We start from the raw sequence: 19,045 nt of genomic DNA on the forward strand, positions 1-19,045 counted from the left end.
CGTCGAGCGCATCGACGGTGTGTCGTGGAGTAGTGGTGGTTCGCTCGGCGTCGTTGTCGGCGACTGGTGGAGCCGTCCCAGAGGGGCCCGGACCTGCCGCTCCGGATCTGGAATGTGGCGACAGTACCCGGCAGCCTGACAGCGGCACATTGGATCGATCAACGCGTCGTGCTGAGCGTCACATCCCTTGTTTTGAGCCGTTCTGAGCGTCGATGAATGCGTCCACGATCGACCAGGCTTCGGCCCTTTCGAGACCTAAGACGTGCGCGGTTCCGGGGTCGATGTCGAGGGGCGCGAAGGTCGCGAGCAGGTGGCCGTGGACCACCGCCACCACGACTCCGCCGAAGCCGGCCGCCGTGTCGCGCGCGCTGCGTACGGCGGCGCGGTCATTCCGGGCGAACCGCACCGTCGTCGTCCACGCGGTGTGGCCCTCGGCCGGCGCCGTCGTCACCTCGTCGGCGGTGACCGCCTGCGCGGTGCCGAGCGGCCGGAAGGCGTCCTGGTCGTCCGCCGAGCACAACGCGACCATGTCCCGGATCTGGCTGCAGTCGCCGTCGAAGGAGATCCGCAGCGCGGGCTGCAGCTCGAGGTCGAGCGGCTCGTCCATGGTCGGGACCTCCGGGAAGGCGGCGACGCTGCTCGGTCCGGCGTCGGGCTCCGTGGAGCCGCCGGAGCACCCGGTCAGGGCGAGTCCGGCCGCGACCGTGAGGCCCGCGACCAGCGTCCGGCGCTGATTTCGGCAACGTCGACCCATTCGGCTATTCTCTTCCAGTCGCTCGCGAGGGCGGCATGCGCCTGTAGCTCAACGGATAGAGCATCTGACTACGGATCAGAAGGTTTGGGGTTCGAATCCCTACAGGCGCGCAGCACGATGAAGCCGCAGGTCAGCCCGCTGACCTGCGGCTTCGTTCGATTTCACGGACGAACGGGAAGTACTCGCTCATCGCGCCGGGTGGGTCGATCGGGTCCTGGTCGAGGACCAGCCCCGGCGCCAGTCGCACGGTGACCTCGGTCCCCGCGGGCAGGGGCCCGAGCGGGTCGATGGCGTAGGTGCGCGGCCCTCGTCGGCAGGTGCGGACCGGGACCTGCGTCGCGGCCGTGTCGGCCAGGGTGACCGAGTACCAGTTGCGGATGGCCGTCGCCGGCTCGGAGAAGGTCAGGAGGATCGTCGAGTCCGGGAGGACGTCGACCGCGCCGTCCCGCGGGTACGACGACGCGAGCGCGGGCGCCTCGTCGTACGCCGTCACCACGGGCGGTCGACCGGTGATGTCGTCGGGCACGGGCACGCCCTGCGCGACCCGGATCCTCCCGCGGTTGTCCAGGCTTCCGCCCACGTCCAGGTGGCTCGCGACGTCGATCACACCCCGGTTGTAGCCGTGGGTGGCGATGCGCATCGCGCCGATGTTGAGGTCGACCCGGCCGGCCTGGCGGGGACCCGTTCAGGACGGCCGATGCGCCGCCCAGGGCGAGGCCGAGGACGGGCCCGCAGCCCGCGCTACTTAGGCCCTCGAAGGACGAAAGCCCAAGCAGGACTGGGATTTAGGGCACATCGGCCCTACCTCGGGTCCGCACCCCGGACGATCTTGGGTACCGTGCCCACACCGTCGAGGGATCCGAGAGGTTGCGTCAGCATGGTCGATGTCGAGAAGGCGTTGGACGAGGCAGGACTGCAGAACCCGCGTGTGCGGGAGTACGTCGCCCAGTGGGCGGCCGTCACGCAGCCCGACCGGATCGAGGTCGTGAGCGCCGCGGATGACGAACGCCTGCTGAAGGAGGCCGTCGCGGCAGGCGAGCTCCTGCCGGCGGGCGAGGGGCGCTACTACTCGCGCAGCTACTTCAAGGACACCGCCCGCTCGGAGGAGCGGACCGTGGTCGCGACCAGCCGCGAGGACGACAAGGGCGTCTACAACAACTGGAAGCCCGCCGCCGAGATGACCGAGCTGCTCACCGAGCGGATGCGCGGCGCCTCGGCCGGCAAGACGATGTACGTCATCCCCTACCTGATGGCGCCTCCGGGCTCGCCGCTCGAGGCGTACGCCGCGGGCGTGGAGCTCACCGACTGCCGACCGGTCGTGCTGCACATGATCCGGATGTCGCGGGTCGGCGTGGACTACCTCAACGACCTCGAGGACCCGGACAGCTTCGTCCGCGCGGTCCACGTCACCGGCGACCTGCCGAACCTCGGTCAGGGCACGCCGGACGACCAGCGCTACTTCGCGACCGTCGCCGACGACCGGACGATCCTGCACTACGGGTCGTCGTACGGCGGCAACGCGCTGCTCGGCAAGATCGCCCACGGCCTGCGGCAGGCCTGCTACGACGGCCGCGAGTCCGGGATCTTCCTGGCCGAGCAGTTCATGCTGCTCGGCATCACCGACAAGGAGACCGGCAAGCGCTGGCACGTCGCCGGCGGCTTCCCGAGTGCTTCGGGCAAGACCAACCTCGCGATGACGCTGGCGCCGGACGCCCTCGGCGACCGCTACCGCGTCGACTTCTACGGCGACGACATCGCCTGGCTGTGGGTCGGCGACGACGGTCGCGTCTACGCGATGAATCCGGAGTTCGGCGTCTTCGGCGTCGCCAAGGACACCAACGAGAAGACCAACCCGACCGCGCTCGACTCGATCGGCGACGGCTCGGGCGTCATCTTCACCAACGTCGCCTACAACCCGCAGACCGAGGAGGTCTGGTGGGAGGGGAAGACGAAGAACCCGCCCGAGGACGTCACCGGCTGGCAGGACTGGAAGGGCGAGCTCATCTCGGAGCGCGAGGAGGGCGACACCTCCCCGTGGGCCCATCCCAACAGCCGCTTCACCACGACGCTCGCCAACGTGCCCAACGTCGCCGCCGACTTCGAGGACCCGAAGGGCGTCCCGGTCGACGCGATCATCTTCGGCGGCCGCACGAGTGACCGCGAGCCGCTGGTCCGCGCGATCACCGACCTGGCCGAGGGCGTCTACGACGGCCTGACGCTCGGCGCCGAGGCGACCTTCGCCGCCGAGGGCGTGGACGGTCAGCTGCGCTACGACCCGATGTCGATGCGTCCCTTCATGGCCTACGCCGAGGGCGACTACGCCGCCCACTGGCTGAAGATCATCGGCGCCGCGACCGACGGTCCGATCTTCGCGCACGTCAACTGGTTTCAGCGGGGCGAGGACGGCCACTTCCGCTGGCCCGGCTACCGCGACAACCTGCGCGCGCTGCTGTGGCTGTGCCGCTACAAGGACGCCGAGGTCACCGGCCGGCAGACCCCGGTCGGCGTGCTGCCGACGAAGGAGGAGCTCGAGCTCGACGGCGTGGAGATCACGCCCGAGGACCTCGACATCATCCTCACCATCGACCGCGAGCGCTGGCAGCAGGAGATGACCTTCCGCGAGGCCCACCTCAAGCAGTTCGACCGGCTCCCCGAGGAGATCTGGGAGGCGCACCGCCGCGTCTCCGCCGCGCTCGACGCCGACGCCTGATCGCCGAGGTGCGGCATTCACCGGTGCACCGGTGAATGCTGCACCTCTCGGCCGATGCAACGCCTGAGAAGTGCCAGGGTCGCCTGAGAAGTCCGCTCAGCGGCGCGGCCGTACGGCGCCCCAGAGCCCGACGCCGATGCCGACGACGGCACCGCCCAGGCCGATCGCCCGCTGCGACGCCGACATCTGGTCGTGGACGGCCAGGCCGCCCAGCAGGTCGGCCGCGTCGGCGCCGCCGGAGGCGAGGAACCAGCGCCGGGTGTCGCGGCCGCGGATCGAGGTCACGACCAGTGCCCCGCCGATGAGGGCGTCGCGGTAGCCCATCGACCTCAGCAGCAGCCGGGTCGTCGGGTCCGGGTCGGACCGGTCGCCCCAGAAGCGGTTGGCCTTCAGCGGGGAGACGAGGAACGAGACTCCGGACGCGAGCCGGATGGAGCCGGCGAGGAGTCCGGCGCGGTCGAGGTTCGCCATGCCCGGAGACTAGAGGTCGCCGAGCCCCGCGTCAGCCAGAGCGCGGCGAGCACGAGCACCGAGCCGGCGATGCCGTCGAGCCAGTAGTGGTTGGCGGTGCTGACGACCACGAAGACCGTCATCGCCGGGTGCGCGAACCACAGCCAGCGCCACCGGGTCCGGCAGGCGGAGACGAGCACGATCGCGACCAGCAGGGCCCAGCCGACGTGCAGGCTCGGCATCGCGGCGTACTCGTTCGACATGCTGCCGAGCACCGGCGCCTGGTAGATCGAGATCCCCCCGGCGTGGCCGGTGTCGACCATGCCGAGCGACGACATCAGCCGCGGCGGGGTCACCGGCAGCAGCACCGTGACCACCAGCGCGACGCCGGTGGCGAGCAGGAGCGCCCGCTTGGCCCAGTGGTAGGCCGGCCGGCGGTAGCGGTAGAGCCAGACCAGCACCGCGATGGTCAGCGGGAAGTGGACCGCGACGTAGTAGCGGTTGGCCACCTCGACCAGCCAGTCGTGGCCGAGCGCCCAGGTCTGGAGGGTCGCCTCGGCCGGCAGCCGCAGCCACCGCTCGACGTCGAGCACGTCGCTCGCGTGCGCGTCGGCGCGGCCCAGCTCGTGGGTCGCGAGCATCCGCCCGAGGTTGTAGAGGAGGAAGGCGCCGAGGACCTGGGCGAGCTCCCAGGCGCCCGCCGGGAGGTGGGTACGGCGGGGTGCGACCTGAGCCGTCACCCGGGTCACCGTGCTCGTCGCCATCGTCGCCCCTCCTCGATTCTTTACAACTGTAAGATTGTGCCACAGGTCCCCGACAGGCGAAGGTGTGAGCCTGGACGCACCGTGGAGAGGAGGCCCGATGACCGCGTCAGATACCCGTTCCCCGCGGAGCCGGGCCCAGCTCGTCGAGGCACTGCAGGCCCTCCTCGGTTCCACTGACCCGGGCGACATCTCGATCTCATCGCTGTGCGCCGAGGCGGGCGTGAGCCGGCCGACCTTCTACCAGTACTTCGCGACCCTCGACGAGGTCGCCGTCGCCGGCATCGAGCGCCGCTTCGCCGAGCTGCGCTCGGGGCTGCCGACCGACCTCTGCGGCCCCGACGCGGCGCGCGAGCTGCTCACCCGCTTCCTCACCGAGCTCGACGGGGAGCGGCCCGCCTGGCGGCGCACCATCGGCAGCAGCAGCGGGATGATGGGCTCGCGGGACGCCGTCGAGAGCTGGTTCTCCGACCGGCTCGCCGACAAGGTGCCCGACGCCGACCCGGTCGTGCTCCGGTACGCCGCCGCCGGCTTCCTCGGTGCCGTGCGCGCCTGGCTCCGCCAGGACCCCGGCCCCGACCGGCCGACCCCCGAGGAGCTCGCCACCACCCTCGGCGGGATCAGCGAGCGACTGCTCAGCCCCGGGAGCCCTGCGAGCTGAGCCAGGCCAGCGCGCGCGTCGCCGCGTGATAGCCGGACATCCCGTGCACGCCCGCGCCCGGCGGCGTCGCCGACGAGCACAGGTAGACGCCGGGCGCACCGGTCGCGTAGGGGTCGCCGAGCAGCCGCGGCCGGCCGACCAGCTGGAGCGGGTCGTTGGCACCGCCGGCGATGTCGCCCCCGACGTAGTTGGGGTTCTCGGCCGCGTAGTCGAGCGGGGTGTGCACCGAGGTCGCGACGATCCGCGACCGCAGCCCCGGGGCGAACCGCTCGATCTGGTCGAGCACCGCCCCGGTCGCGTCGCCGGCGTACGCCGCGGGGACGTGCGCGTAGGCCCAGACCGGGTGCAGGTCGTCCACGGCGCGGGTCGGGTCGGCCAGCGACTGCTGGGCGACGAGCAGGAAGGGCCGCTCGGGCATCCGTCCCCGCTTCACCTCCGCCTCGGCCGCGGCGATCTCCTCGAACGTGCCGCCGACGTGGACGGTCCCGGCCCGGCGCGCGGGCTCGGCGGTCCACGGCACGCCGCCGCGGACGGCGAGGTCGAGCTTGTAGGCGCCGGGTCCGTAGCGCCACCGTCGATAGGCCCGCGCCGTACGCCGGGGCAGCTCGTCGCCCAGGATCTCGGCCGCCGCCTGCGGCCCGGTGTCGAGGAGGACCAGCGACGCGGGCGGCAGGTCGGCCCGCGACCGGACCGGGTGACCGGTCTCGATGGTGCCGCCGAGCGAGGTCAGCAGCGAGGCCAGCGCGCGGGTGATGGCCGCGGACCCGCCCTCGGCGACCGGCCAGCCCACCGCGTGGCCGGCGGCGTTGAGCATCAGCCCGACCGATGCCGTGGCGGGACCGGACAGCGGGCGGTAGACGTGGGCGGCCGAGCCGGCGAAGAGGGCGCGGGCCGCGGGCGTGCGGAAGCGACGGACGAACACCGAGGCGGGCAGGCCGGCGCCGAGTCCGAAGCGCGCCATCAGCAGCGGGTGGCCCGGCCAGCGCAGCACCGGCCCGAGCACGTCGCCGGCGAGCTCCGGGAAGCGCGCGGCCAGCGGCGCGAAGGTGCGCCGCCAGGCGGGTCCGTCGATCCCGAGGCCCGCACAGGTCGCGTCGAGGTCGCGGACCATCACGGCGGCCGACCCGTCGTCGAGCGGGTGCGCCAGGTCGACCTCGGGCCACCGCCACACGAGGCCGTGCTCGTCGAGCGGGAGCGTGGCGAGGAAGGGCGAGGCGAGGCCGAAGGGGTGCACGGCGGAGCACACGTCGTGGAGCAGTCCCGGGACGGTGAGCTCCTCGGTGCGGGTGCCGCCGCCGATCGTCGCCGCCTGCTCCAGCACCGTCACCCGGACGCCGGCGCGGGCCAGCGCGACCGCGGCCGCGAGCCCGTTGGGGCCGGAGCCGACGACGACCGCGTCCCGACTGGCCACCCCGGAGCTCACGACCCCGAGGATGTCACGTAGAGCGGGACGTCGTGGTCGGTCGGCTGCCGGTCCGCGAGCTCCGCGACCTTGACGTAGCCGCGCTCGATCTCGCCGGTCGCGACGTCGAAGAGGCGGTACTCCTGGATCCACCGGTGGAAGGGCTGCGACTCCAGGAACACCACGCGGACGGTGCCGGGCTCGAACTGGCAGCGCCTCTGCAGCGCTGCCGCGAGCTGCTCGTCGTGGAAGTGGCCGTCGCCGAAGTTCCACCCGAGCACCGTCCCGGCGACCAGCTCGCCGTCGAGGGCGAGGTAGTCGTCGTACGCCGGGTCGCAGACCCGCGGCACCAGCGTGTAGAGCGCCCGCCCCTGCGGGTGGAAGCAGCGGAAGCAGTAGCCCAGCGTCAGCGGGACCATCGCCTCCTGCATGCTGCCGTAGAGCTTCTCCAGCTGCTGGTGCGGCATCTGCGAGGCCTTGACCACGCCCGCGTCCAGCCGGTCGAGGGCGTCGCCGCGGAAGCACCACACCGACGAGCCCCAGTTGCCGGCGTAGTAGCGCATCGCCGGCAGGAAGGAGAACTTGTCGGGCCGCAGGTTGCCCCACACCACGGTCCCCACGACCACGACCATGAGGGCGATGACCGGCAGCGGGTGCTCGAGGTCGGTGAGGCCGAGCTCCGCCTGGCCGACGAAGAGCGTGACGACGCCGATCATCATGAAGACGTTCCACTCCAGCGGCACGCCCATCGGCAGGCTGCTGATGATCCCGAGGTGGAAGGCGATCATCGCGACCGCCGCGACCGTGGTCAGCCAGCCGCCGCCGCTGAGGAAGAGCACCAGCGGGACGCCGAACTCGACGACCGTCGCGACGTGCGCGACCGCCCCCGACAGCCGCGACGGGCGCAGGTCGTCGGGGAAGCCGCGGTGGAAGCGGCGCTTGATCCGGGTCGAGCGCCAGACCGGGCTGTTGCTCTGCATCGTCTGCATGACGAAGGGGAAGTGCAGGTTGATCTTGGACGTCGCCGCGCCCCACCAGATCGCCATCATCACGAGCTTCGCGGCGATGACCTGGTCGCCGGCGACGAAGAGGTAGGTGATCGACAGCGCGCCGTAGACCTCCGAGCGGGCGGCCAGGAAGATCACCTTGTCGCGCAGCCCGAGCACCGCGAGCACGCCGATCACCACGGCGACCTGCCAGCGTGGCAGTGCGCCCCACATCGCGACGACCAGGCCGACGAGCAGCGCGGCGTAGAGGACCACGTCGACGACGGTCCGGGTGTCGCCGCCGGTCAGCGGCACCCGGCGCGGCCAGGGCGCGAGCCGGATCGTGCCGGGCCGGAGCCAGTAGAGGAAGGAGCCCATCGGCGGGCTGAAGCGCAGGTTCAGCGGGCCGAAGCCGCAGCCGAGCCCGAGCACCTCGAAGAGCATCGTCCAGAGCACGAACTTGTAGAAGACGGCCGGGTCGTCCCACCAGGTCGTGACGTCGACGGCGCCGTCGATGCCCGGGGTCGTCATCACCACGCCCCAGCCGACCGCGACGTACGCGACGATCTTGAGGGCGTAGACGACGACCAGCACGTCGGGGGACCCGAAGCCGTGCTCGGCGAAGTGCCGCGCCATCGGCCGGATCTTCTCCTGCAGCGGCTGGTCGTCCCAGGTGTCGTGGTCGACGACCGGGAGGTTCGGCTGGATGAAGCCCATGACAGGTGTCTCCTCAGTCCGAGACGCGGAGCCGGACCTTGACGCAGTCGGCGCTGCGCGCGGCGACCGCCGCGTACGCCGCCGCGGCGTCGTCGAGGTCGAAGGCGTGGGTGAAGATCCCCGAGGTGTCGAGGCGGCCGTGCTGCACCAGGGGGACCAGGTCGGTCCAGCTGCGGTGGACGGGCGCGGTGGTCATCCGCAGCGTGATGCTGCGGAAGACGCCCATCAGCAGCGGGAGCGGGTAGGGCTCGAGGTCGTGGATGCCGATCACCGAGATCGTGCCGCCGGCCCGTACGGCGGCGAACGCGTCGTCCATCGAGCCGTTGGTGGCGACCGCGTCGATGACGGCGTCGGCGCCGCGGCCGCCGGTCGCCTCGAGGACCGCCTCGACGGTCGGTCCGTCGACCGGGGTCGCGCCCGACGCCGCGGCGCGCTCGCGCCGCCCCGCGACCGGGTCGACGGCGAGCACCTGGCCGGCCCCCAGCAGCAGTGCGGAACGGACCGCGCACAGCCCGACCGCGCCGAGCCCGAGCACCACGACCGTGCCGCCGGGCGGGATGTCCGCGCGCTGGGCGCCGGCCCAGCCGGTGCCGAGGTTGTCGGTCAGCAGCAGCGCCGCCTCGTCGTCGATCGCCTCGGGCAGCGGCAGCAGCTGGAAGTCGGCGGCCGGCACGGCGAGGAGGTCGCTCTGCCCGCCGCCGAGCTCGCCGGCGCCGAAGACCTTGCCGCCGGACAGGCAGGTCACGGGGTCGCCGCTCGCGCAGCCGACGCAGTGGCCGCAGCCCGCGACCGACGCGACGAGCACGCGGTCGCCCGGCCGCGTGCGCCGTACGTCGGGGCCGACCTCGACCACCGTGCCCACCACCTCGTGGCCGACGGCCACCGGGAAGAGCGGCAGGTCGCCGTCGTAGAAGTGCAGATCCGAGCCGCAGATCGCGGCTGACCCGACGGCGACGATCGCGCCGTCGGGGCCGGGCAGCACGGGATCGGGGACGGTGTCGACGCCGACCTGGCCGGGTCCGTGGACGATCACACTGCGCATGGCGCTGCAACGTAGACCTGTAGACAGATCTTGTAAAGTGTCTACTACGTCCGTAGGGTGCGGCCGTGCGCAACCCCCACGCCGGCGAGCCGTTCGAGCTGAGCGACGCCGTGATCGCCCGCCACCTCGAGGACCTCTCCGTCCCGGCCCTGCTGCTCTCGTGCGTCCACCTCGGCGAGACCGAGGAGGAGCGCCGCGCGATCCTCGACGGCCCGCTGCGGCCGCAGGGGATCTACCTCAACGAGTACCAGGGCTTCATGTCGGCGGAGGACCAGGCGGCCGCGCGCGAGCTCGCCCTCGGCGTGATCGCCCGGTGGCGCGACCGCGGCTGCCCGGAGCCCGACCCGGTGCCGCCGGCGATGCTCGAGCAGATGATGGACTGGGCTGCCTGCGAGGACGTCGGCGCCGACTACGTGCCGATGATGCTCGAGGAGATGGGCCTCGACGGCCGCGACCAGCGCGCGGTCGAGGCGACCTCCGGCGCCGCCGACTACCCCGTCGTCGTGATCGGCTGCGGCATGTCCGGCCTGCTCGCCGCGATCCGACTCCAGGAGGCCGGCTTCCCCTACGTCGTGGTCGAGAAGAACGCCGGCCCCGGTGGTACCTGGTTCGAGAACACCTACCCGGGTGCGCGCGTCGACGTCGGCAGCCACTTCTACTGCTACAGCTTCGAGCCGGCCGACCACTGGACCGAGTTCTTCGCGCGCCAGCCCGAGCTCGCGGCGTACTTCGAGCGGGTGATGGACAAGCACGACGTACGCCGCCACGTGCGCTTCTCCACCGAGGCCACCGGGGCCACGTGGGACGAGACCACCGCCACGTGGACCGTGCACCTCGAGGGCGCCGAGGACCTGGTCGCCCGTGCGGTCGTCTGCGCCGTCGGCCAGCTCAACCGGCCGTCGGTCCCGGACGTCCCCGGCAGCTTCGACGGGCCGTCCTTCCACACCGCCCGCTGGGACCACGACGTCGACCTCGACGGCAAGGACGTGGTCATGGTCGGCGCCGGCGCCACCGGCTTCCAGGTCGCGCCGACGATCGCCGACCGGGTGCGCAGTCTGACCGTCATCCAGCGGACCGCGCAGTGGATGTTCCCCAACCCCGGCTACCACGACGAGACCGGGCCCGGCGTTGGCTGGGCGATCCGGCACCTGCCGTTCTACGGCCGCTGGTTCCGCTTCCTCATCTTCTTCCCCGGCTGCGACACCGGCCTGCTCGCCGCCAAGGTCGACCCCGACTGGGAGCCGCAGCACCAGTCGGTCAGCGAGATCAACGAGATGGTCCGGGTCATGTTCACCGAGTGGATCACCAGCCAGGTCGACCACGACCCGGAGCTCGTGGCGAAGGTGGTGCCGCCGTACCCGCCCACCGGCAAGCGCACCCTGCAGGACAACGGCAGCTGGCTGCGCTGCCTGACCCGCGACAACGTCGAGCTGGTCCGCGCCGGCGTCGACCGGCTCGAGGTCGACGGGGTCGTCGACACCGACGGCACGAAGCACCCCGCTGACGTCGTCGTGTGGGCGACCGGCTTCCACGTCAACGACCTCCTGCTGCCGCTGCGGGTCGTCGGCCGCGACGGCGTCGACCTCCGCGAGTCGTGGGGCACCCGGCCCCGCGCCCACCTGGGGGTCACGGTCGCCGGCTTCCCCAACCTCTTCCTGCTCTACGGACCGAGCACCAACCTCGCCAGCGGCGGCAGCATCATCCTCGCCAGCGAGTGCGAGGTCGCCTACGCGATGAGCTGCCTGACCATGCTCGCGACGTCCGGCAAGCAGACGATCGAGCCGACGCAGGCGGCGTACGACGAGTGGTACCAGCGCGTCCAGGACGAGGTGCGCACGATGGTCTGGGCCTCGCCGCACATCGAGCACAACTTCTACAAGAACGCCGACGGCGAGGTGCACATCCTCAACCCGTTCCGGCTCGTCGACTACTGGGCCTGGACCCGCGAGGCCGACCCGGCCGACCACGTGCTCGCATGAGGACCTCATGACCGACCGGCCCACGGTCCGCGAGCGGATCCTCGACGCCGCCGAGGCGTGCCTGCGGCGCGACGGCATCCGGCGTACGTCGGTCGCGGCGGTCGCCGAGGAGGCCGGGGTGTCCCGCGCGTACCTCTACCGCTTCTTCCCCGACAAGTCGACGCTGCTGTCGGCGGCGCTGATCCGCCGCGACGAGGAGTTCTGGTCCGACGCGCGCGAGCGGATCGCGGCCGTCATCGACGACGGCGTGGCGACGATGGTGACCCAGGCCGTGCTGCTGTCCCGCAGGGCGCCGCTCGGGCCGCTCGCGCTGGAGCTCGCCGAGGCCGAGCCGGAGGCCTTCGCGGAGGTGGTCGGCACCTACGTGCACGAGATCGTGCCGGGCCTCTCGGACTTCTGGGTCGACATGCTCCGCGCCGCGCGCGACCGGGGCCGGGTGCGCGCCGACCTCGACCTGGACACGGCCGCCGAGTGGGTGATCCGGGTGCTCGTCTCGCTGGTGGGGGTGCCCGGCCGGGCAGTCGACGCCGACGACCACGAGGCCCTGCACGCCTATCTCGGGACCTACCTCGAGCCCGCCTTCCGACCCTGAGCCGCCCGTCCGACAGGAGCCCCCATGGACCCCGCCGAGTTCCCCAACCTCGACCCCGACCTGGTGCCGATGATCGAGCTGCTGCCGGACCTCGGCGACAGCCTCGACGACCTCGAGGGAGCCCGGGCGATGCTGTCCTCGCTCGCGGGCGGCGCGGAGGTCGACAGCACCGGCGTGCTCGTGGAGGACGCGTCCCTCGCGGCGTACGACAGCCCGGCCTCGGTGCGGGTCTTCCGGCCCGAGGGCCGCAGTGGTCCGCTGCCCGGGCTGCTCCACCTCCACGGCGGCGGCTTCTGCCTGGGCAACGTCGACCTCGAGCACGCCGTGTGCGTCGACCTGGCTCGCGAGCTCGGTGCGGTCGTGGTCAGCGTGGAGTACCGCCTCGCGCCGGAGCACTCCTACCCCGCCCCCCTCGACGACTGCTACGCCGGCCTCCGGCTGCTCGCCGACCTCGACGAGGTCGACCCGGCGCGGGTCGCGGTCCACGGCCAGAGTGCGGGTGGCGGCCTCGCCGCGGCCGTCGCGCTGCTCGCCCGCGACCGCGGCGGGCCGGCGCTCTGCTTCCAGTCGCTCGACGTGCCCGAGCTCGACGACCGCCTCGAGACGCCGTCGATGCTGGCCGGCGACGCGATGCCGCTGTGGAGCCGCGGGCAGGCGATCCGGTCGTGGGAGTTCTACCTCGGCGGCCGTCCGGCCGACGGGTACGCCGCCCCCGCGCGGGCCGACGACCTGGCCGGGCTGCCGCCCGCCCACGTGGTCACCTGCGAGCTCGACCCGCTGCGCGACGAGGGCATCACCTACGCGCAGCGGCTGCTGGCCGCCGGCGTCTCGGTCGAGCTGCACCAGTACCCGGGCACGTTCCACGGGGTGCAGATCGTCCAGGACGCCCCCGTCGTACGCCGGATGCGCGACGACACGCTGGCTGCGCTGACCCGCGCCTTCACCCGCGGATCGACCCGGTGATCTGAACACCTGTCCAAAGGATCGGCGATTAGCCTTGCCGCCGACGAGAACACGTTCTACTTTATCTCGGTGTGACCCACGGCACGGGCGGACGGGGAGCTCCGCTGGAGGTCACGATTCGAGCAGATCGTCCGAAAACGTCGCGCCGGCCGCGCCGGAATCGTTACGTTGACGCCGCCCGGAGTGTGGGGTCGGTCACAAGAGGGAGAAGAGATGCGGACTAGCAGGATCGCGGTGGCCGTAGCCGCCCTGGTGTTGCCCACGATGGCAGCCTGCGCCAGCACGAGCGACGGCGGGGACGGCGCCACGAGCGACCCCAACACCATCGTGATCGGTTACCTCGGCGCCGAGAGCGCGATGACCGACGTGATGGCGGCTTCGGTGAAGGCGCTCAACGACGACGGCGGCATCGACGGCAAGACCGTCAAGCTGGTCACGAAGATCACGCCGGAGCCGGCCGACGGCGTCGCCGCGGTCAAGGAGCTGATCGACGACGACCACGTGGTCGCGATCGTCGGCCAGACCAACAACGCCGACCAGCAGTGGCAGCAGTACCCCGCGCAGAAGGGCGTCCCGGTCATCGGTGGCCTGAACGTCAACGTGCCCTACGTGACCAACCCCGACTTCTTCCCGACGGGCGCCAACCTCTACGCGATGGCGTACGGCGTGATGGACCTCGCCAGCACGGTCGGCGACTCCACCGGTGCGCTCTACTGCGCCGAGTCGCCCCAGTGCGCCCAGCTGCCCACCTTCGTGGAGCTGCTCGGCGGCATGCTCGGCGTCGAGACGCCCGTGACGGTGAAGGTGTCGACCACGGGTGGCGACTGGACCGCCGCCTGCCAGGCCCTGATCGACGGCAAGGTCGACAGCTACCAGATCGCCGCCGACGGCCCGGCCGTCGTCAAGATCGCCAACTCCTGCTACGACCAGGGCCTGCGCTCCCGGGTCGTGACCGGTGACGCGACGGTCCGCAGCTCCTTCCTCAAGTACCCCGCCTTCGACGGGATGCTGGCCGCGGGCACGACGGTGCCCTTCATCGACGACTCGACCCCCGGCACCAAGGCCTACCAGGAGATGCTCGCCACGTACCTGCCCGACCTCGGCGACGAGAACGGCCCGCTGCCGATGAACTCCTACATCGCGGTGCAGCTCTTCAAGAAGGCCGTCGAGCTGGGTGGCACGGACGAGGTCACCTCGGCCTCGATCAAGGACGGCCTCTACCAGATGAAGGACGAGACGCTCGACGGCCTGACCGTCCCGATCACCTACACCGAGGGCAAGCCGACCATCATCAACTGCTACTACACGCTCGGCATCGAGAACGGGAAGTTCACCGAGCCGGACGGCCTGAAGACCAAGTGCGCACCGGACGACCTGATCGACACCATCCTCAAGGCGTCGTCCGCCGTCGTCTCGTAGTCGACCGGGGTGGCCGGCCGAGGGACCGGCCACCCCGTCGACGCACGTCCTTGCGCCACGTCAACATGCTGAGGGAGCCCCGAGCGTGGAACTGCTGCCCTACCTGATCGCCGGACTGGTGACGGGCTCGATCTACGGCCTCACCGCGACCGGTCTGGTGCTCACGTACAAGACCTCAGCCGTCTTCAACTTCGGCCACGGTGCGACGGCGGCCGTGGCCGCGTTCCTCTACTACTCCCTCACCGTGACCCACGGGATGAGCTGGCCGCTGGCGGCCGTCATCTCGGTCCTCGTGCTCGGACCGGTCATGGGTCTGGGCTTCGAGCTGCTGGCGCGCTCGCTCACCGACGCGCCGCTGGTCAGCCGGGTCACCGCGACCGTCGGCGTGCTGATCGTCGTCCAGGCCGCCCTCGGCGTCGCCTACGGCTCGGGCACCGGCCAGCTCCGCCAGGTCGAGCAGTTCCTGCCGACCCATGCCTTCCACGTCGGTGACACGATCGTCCGCGGCTACCAGCTCATCATCATCGCGATCACCGCGATCGCGGCCGTGTCGCTGTGGCTCTTCTTCCGGGTCACCCGCACCGGCGTCGCGATGCGCGCGGTCGTCGACAACGCCGACCTGCTCGACCTGTCCGGCACCGACCCGGTCCGGGTCCGCCGGCTCGCCTGGATGATCGGCACGTCGTTCGCGTGCGCCAGCGGCGTGCTGCTCGCGCCGCTGCTCGCGCAGCTCAACGCCATCAACCTCACCTTCATGGTCGTCACCGCCTTCGGCGCGGCGGCGATCGGCGGCTTCACGAACATCCCGATGACCTACGTCGGCGGCCTGGCCATTGGCATCGGGCAGGCGCTGCTGACCAAGTACTTCACCGACGGCTTCGGGTCCGGCCTCGCCCCGGCGCTGCCCTTCCTCGTGCTGTTCGTGGTGCTGCTGGTGATGCCCAAGCGTCGCCTGGTCGAGCGGCAGTCCGCGGCCCGCCTCGCGACCGCCCGGCGGATGCCGTGGCCGGTGCAGGCCGTGCTCGGCATCGCCTCGCTCGTCGTCCTGCTGCTGGTGCCGTCGATCTTCCCGGACAACGTCAACGACTGGTCCGAGGGCCTCGCCTACATGCTGGTCTTCCTGTCGCTCGGGCTCCTCGTGCGGACCTCGGGCCAGGTGTCGCTGGCGCACGTCAGCTTCATGGCCATCGGCGCCGCCGCGATGTCGCACCTCGCGGTCGACCACGGCGTCAACTGGTGGGTCGCGATGGTGCTCAGCGCCCTGATCGCGGTGCCGATCGGCGTGATCCTCGCGATCCCGGCGATCCGGCTCTCCGGCCTCTACCTCGCGCTGGCCACCTTCGGCTTCGGGATCCTGCTCCAGTACATGTTCTACGCCGAGGACTACATGTTCGGGTCCTTCGGGCTCGGCCTCACGATCCCGCGCCCGAGCGGCTTCGAGGACGACACCAGCTGGTACTACCTGATGGTCGCGCTGGCCGCGGTCACCGCGCTGGGGATGCTCGCGGTCACCCGCAGCCGCCTCGGTCGGCTGCTGCGCAGCATGACCGACAGCCCGACCGGCCTCTCCACCGCCGGCGCCTCCATCAACGTGACCCGGGTCCTGGTCTTCTGCCTCAGCGCGTTCATCGCTTCGGGTGCCGGCGCCCTGCACGCCGCGACGGTCACCTTCGTGACCGGCGACAACTACCAGCCGATCCTGTCGCTGATCCTCTTCGTGACCGTGGTGGTCAGCTTCGGCCGCGACCCCTGGTACGCCGTGATCGCGGCGTTCGTCGTGGTCGTGCTGCCGACCCTGCCGCTGGTCTTCACGCAGAGCGACAACACCAGCAGCTACATCACGATCATCATCGGCCTGCTCGCCCTCTTCATCGGCTACCGGCCGGCGATGGTCGCGTTCGCGGCGCGGCTGCCGATCCCGTCGTTCGGGGTCCGGCGCGCCGCTCCGGAGGCCGCCTCGGAGACGCCGACGGCCGAGGTCGTCAGCACCCGCCCGGCGGTCCGCACCGGCTCGCTCGAGGTGAGCGGCCTGCGCGTCCAGTTCGGCGGCCTGGTCGCGGTGGACGGCGTCACGATCTCGGCGCCGACCGGCCGGATCACCGGCCTGATCGGCCCCAACGGCGCGGGCAAGACCACGACGTTCAACGCCTGCTCCGGCCTCAACCGGCCGACCACCGGCACCGTCGTCCTCGACGGCTCCGACGCCGGGCGGCTCGGCCCCTCCGCCCGGGCGCGCAAGGGCCTGGGTCGGACCTTCCAGCAGATGGAGCTCTTCGACTCCATGACGGTCCGCGAGAACATCGCGATGGGCGCTGAGGCCAGCCGGGCCGGCGCCAACCCGTTCAGCCACCTGATGGCCTCGCGCTCCGCGAGCCAGGAGGTCGCGACGATCACCGCCGAGTCGATCGCGCTGTGCGGGCTCGAGGACATCGCGCACCGCACCGTCGGTGCCCTGTCGACCGGCCAGCGCCGCCTGGTCGAGATCGCACGCTGCCTGGCCGGCCCCTTCCACCTGCTGCTGCTCGACGAGCCCTCCTCGGGCCTCGACCGGGTCGAGACCGAGCGGTTCGCCGAGGTGCTGACCCGGGTGGTCGAGGACCGTGGCGTCGGCATCCTCATCGTCGAGCACGACATGAGCCTGGTGACCAGCATCTGCGACTACGTCTACGTCCTCGACTTCGGCAAGCCGGTCTTCGAGGGCACCGCCTCGGAGGTGATGGCGGCGCCGATCGTGAAGGCGGCCTACCTCGGCGGCGACGAGCTCGAGGCCGAGCTCGACGTCCTCGAGGCCACCACCGACACCCGACCCGGCTCCCCGACCCCCGAGGAGGTGCACCCGTGACCGCCCCCGTCCTGGAGTTCGCCGGCGTCACCGCCGGCTACGGCCGTACCACCGTGCTGCGCGACGTCAGCTTCGCCGTCGCGCCCGGCACGGTGACCGCGATGCTCGGCGCCAACGGCGCCGGCAAGACGACGGTGCTGCGCACCGCCTCCGGCCTGGTCCGGCCGACCAGCGGCGAGGTCCGCATCGCCGGCACCGTGGCCAACCGCCGGGCGCCCAACCAGCGCGCTAAGGACGGCTTCTGCCTGATCCCCGAGGGGCGCGGCGTCTTCCGCAGCCTGAGCGTCCGCGACAACCTCCGGCTCCAGGTGCCGCCGTGGCGCCGGGGCGAGGCGGTCGACGAGGCGGTCGAGGCGTTCCCCGTCCTCGGCGAGCGGATCACCCAGATCGCCGGCACCATGTCCGGCGGCCAGCAGCAGATGCTGGCCCTGGCCCGCGCCTACCTCTCGAAGCCGTCGATCGTCGCCCTCGACGAGGTCTCGATGGGCCTCGCGCCCAAGATCGTCGACGAGATCTTCGCGTCGCTGCGCACCCTGGCCTCGGCCGGGATCGCGCTCCTCATCGTCGAGCAGTACGTCCAGCGCGCGCTCGACCTGGCCGACCAGGTCGTGCTGATGGACCACGGGTCCACGTCGTACGTCGGCAGCGCGTCGGACCTCGACGAGGCCGAGCTCATGCGAACCTACCTGGGAGTATCCGCATGAGTAACTATTCGGACACGTCGCTTGCCGAAACGTCGGATTACTGGTCGAATCCGGGGTCGATCCGGGTGACCCGCTCCACATCCCACTCCGCATCCCGCTCCACCACAACCGCCGAGGAGGCGTCATGCGCAAGGTACTGCCAGGCCTGTTGATCGGGCTGGGCGCGTTCCTGGTCGCCGCGGCCATCGTCTGCCTGACCTGGGTGCCCGGCCAGGTCGAGCGCACCCCGCTCGGCACCGACAACACCACGGCGCTCTCCGGCACGGCGTCCGTGCTCGGTGACCCCGAGGGTCCGGTGCTCGCGTGGAGCGAGAACAAGGTCGACTCCGACGTCTCCGACGACAAGAACGTCGTCTTCAACACCTCGCTGTGCGTCGTCCACGACGACGGCAACATCGACGGCTGCGTGAAGGGCGACGACAAGCGCCTCATCAACGCCGAGACGGCGCAGTTCGTGGCCGACCGGCACACCGCCGAGACGGTCAAGAACGGCGACTACCTCCCGGCCGACGCCCCGCAGATGGAGGGCCTGCAGAACAAGTGGCCCTTCGACGCGCAGAAGAAGACCTACCCGGTCTGGGACGGCATCGTGGGCGCGGCGGTCGACGCGGACTACGTCGGTGAGGACTCGATCGACGGCCTCAAGGTCTACAAGTACGAGTACACCGCCAACGTCGGTCCGGTGAACCTCGTCGGCGACATCAACGGCACATACTTCGCGACGTACGACTTCTACATCGAGCCCAAGACCGGCTCGATCATCAACCAGGAGGTCCACGACCAGCGCATCGCGTCGGGCGTCGAGACCATCCTCGACCTGAAGCTGGCCTTCACCGACGACCAGGTCCAGAGCAACGTCGACGACGCCAACGACGCGATCGCGACGCTGAACCTGCTGGAGAAGACGATCCCGATCGTCGGTCTCGCCGTCGGCATCCCGGTCCTGCTGATCGGCATCGTCCTGCTGGTGCTCGGCCGGCGCCGGGGCAAGGCCGCCCCGCCGGCTGCCGCCGAGTCCAAGGAGCCGGCGAACGTCTGAGCCTCGTTCGCCCGCAACGGCGGC

At 71.4% G+C, this 19,045-nt stretch carries 16 protein-coding genes and 1 tRNA gene; 10 read left to right on the top strand and 7 right to left on the bottom strand.

Going from position 1 to position 19,045, the window contains the following annotated elements; translation table 11 throughout:
• Window positions 1-178: 178 nt before the first annotated feature.
• Complete coding sequence (locus K8U61_RS14615; protein WP_224123770.1) at window positions 179-754, bottom strand: hypothetical protein; 576 nt, start codon at window positions 752-754, stop codon at window positions 179-181.
• A 37-nt stretch (window positions 755-791) separates the two neighbouring features.
• Here K8U61_RS14615 and K8U61_RS14620 point away from each other — a divergent pair.
• Window positions 792-864: transfer RNA gene (locus tag K8U61_RS14620), tRNA-Arg, on the top strand.
• A gap of 20 nt (window positions 865-884) precedes the next feature.
• Here the strand turns inward: K8U61_RS14620 and K8U61_RS14625 are convergent.
• Complete coding sequence (locus tag K8U61_RS14625) at window positions 885-1,394, bottom strand: Ig-like domain-containing domain (RefSeq protein ID WP_224123771.1); 510 nt, start codon at window positions 1,392-1,394, stop codon at window positions 885-887.
• Between the two features lie 237 nt (window positions 1,395-1,631).
• Between K8U61_RS14625 and K8U61_RS14630 the strand changes: the two genes are divergently transcribed.
• Window positions 1,632-3,464: a phosphoenolpyruvate carboxykinase (GTP) gene (locus tag K8U61_RS14630; RefSeq protein WP_224123772.1), complete on the top strand. Its 1,833-nt coding sequence runs from the start codon at window positions 1,632-1,634 to the stop codon at window positions 3,462-3,464.
• 96 nt (window positions 3,465-3,560) lie between these two features.
• On the opposite strand, the gene K8U61_RS14635 is transcribed toward K8U61_RS14630, so the two are convergent.
• Together K8U61_RS14635 and K8U61_RS14640 are read right to left on the bottom strand one after the other, a co-directional pair.
• The gene (locus tag K8U61_RS14635; RefSeq protein ID WP_224123773.1) at window positions 3,561-3,935 is read right to left on the bottom strand and encodes a DUF4267 domain-containing protein; all 375 of its coding nucleotides are present in this window, start codon (window positions 3,933-3,935) and stop codon (window positions 3,561-3,563) included.
• Window positions 3,854-4,678, bottom strand: a complete 825-nt coding sequence (locus tag K8U61_RS14640) for a phosphatase PAP2 family protein (protein WP_224123774.1) — start codon at window positions 4,676-4,678, stop codon at window positions 3,854-3,856. The genes K8U61_RS14635 and K8U61_RS14640 overlap by 82 nt, the downstream gene beginning before the upstream one ends.
• A gap of 97 nt (window positions 4,679-4,775) precedes the next feature.
• On the opposite strand from K8U61_RS14640, the gene K8U61_RS14645 reads away from it, so the two are divergent.
• Window positions 4,776-5,336, top strand: coding sequence for a TetR/AcrR family transcriptional regulator (locus K8U61_RS14645; protein WP_224123775.1), 561 nt, complete (start codon window positions 4,776-4,778; stop codon window positions 5,334-5,336).
• Here K8U61_RS14645 and K8U61_RS14650 read toward each other — a convergent pair.
• Genes K8U61_RS14650 through K8U61_RS14660 form a run of 3 tightly spaced genes read right to left on the bottom strand, consistent with a single transcriptional unit; the run spans window position 5,311 to window position 9,483 of the window.
• A complete protein-coding gene (locus tag K8U61_RS14650; RefSeq protein ID WP_224123776.1) occupies window positions 5,311-6,759 on the bottom strand; it encodes a phytoene desaturase family protein in 1,449 nt (482 codons plus the stop codon). The two genes, K8U61_RS14645 and K8U61_RS14650, sit on opposite strands and share 26 nt — an antisense overlap.
• Entirely contained in the window at window positions 6,756-8,441 is a 1,686-nt protein-coding gene (locus K8U61_RS14655) for a DUF3556 domain-containing protein (protein ID WP_224123777.1), read from the bottom strand. The genes K8U61_RS14650 and K8U61_RS14655 overlap by 4 nt, the downstream gene beginning before the upstream one ends.
• A 13-nt stretch (window positions 8,442-8,454) precedes the next feature.
• Window positions 8,455-9,483: an alcohol dehydrogenase catalytic domain-containing protein gene (locus K8U61_RS14660; RefSeq protein ID WP_224123778.1), complete on the bottom strand. Its 1,029-nt coding sequence runs from the start codon at window positions 9,481-9,483 to the stop codon at window positions 8,455-8,457.
• A 65-nt stretch (window positions 9,484-9,548) separates the two neighbouring features.
• On the opposite strand from K8U61_RS14660, the gene K8U61_RS14665 reads away from it, so the two are divergent.
• The 7 genes from K8U61_RS14665 (at window position 9,549) to pgfA (ending at window position 19,021) form a co-directional block, all read left to right on the top strand.
• Complete coding sequence (locus K8U61_RS14665) at window positions 9,549-11,462, top strand: flavin-containing monooxygenase (RefSeq protein WP_224123779.1); 1,914 nt, start codon at window positions 9,549-9,551, stop codon at window positions 11,460-11,462.
• A 7-nt stretch (window positions 11,463-11,469) separates the two neighbouring features.
• Window positions 11,470-12,054 (top strand): TetR/AcrR family transcriptional regulator, encoded by a 585-nt coding sequence (locus K8U61_RS14670; protein WP_224123780.1) that lies wholly within the window; start codon window positions 11,470-11,472, stop codon window positions 12,052-12,054.
• Window positions 12,055-12,078: 24 nt separating this feature from the next.
• Window positions 12,079-13,017: an alpha/beta hydrolase gene (locus tag K8U61_RS14675; RefSeq protein WP_224123781.1), complete on the top strand. Its 939-nt coding sequence runs from the start codon at window positions 12,079-12,081 to the stop codon at window positions 13,015-13,017.
• Window positions 13,018-13,230: 213 nt separating this feature from the next.
• Complete coding sequence (locus tag K8U61_RS14680; RefSeq protein WP_224123782.1) at window positions 13,231-14,436, top strand: ABC transporter substrate-binding protein; 1,206 nt, start codon at window positions 13,231-13,233, stop codon at window positions 14,434-14,436.
• An 85-nt stretch (window positions 14,437-14,521) separates the two neighbouring features.
• Entirely contained in the window at window positions 14,522-17,278 is a 2,757-nt protein-coding gene (locus K8U61_RS14685) for a branched-chain amino acid ABC transporter permease/ATP-binding protein (protein ID WP_224123783.1), read from the top strand.
• On the top strand, window positions 17,275-17,982 hold the full coding sequence (locus K8U61_RS14690; protein WP_224123784.1) for an ABC transporter ATP-binding protein: 708 nt from the start codon (window positions 17,275-17,277) through the stop codon (window positions 17,980-17,982). The genes K8U61_RS14685 and K8U61_RS14690 overlap by 4 nt, the downstream gene beginning before the upstream one ends.
• A gap of 124 nt (window positions 17,983-18,106) precedes the next feature.
• Window positions 18,107-19,021, top strand: a complete 915-nt coding sequence (gene pgfA / locus K8U61_RS14695; RefSeq protein ID WP_224123785.1) for a cell envelope lipid trafficking protein PgfA — start codon at window positions 18,107-18,109, stop codon at window positions 19,019-19,021.
• Window positions 19,022-19,045 lie beyond the last annotated feature (24 nt).

This window comes from Nocardioides mangrovi (genome assembly GCF_020073815.1).
GTDB classification, from domain to species: domain Bacteria; phylum Actinomycetota; class Actinomycetes; order Propionibacteriales; family Nocardioidaceae; genus Nocardioides; species Nocardioides mangrovi.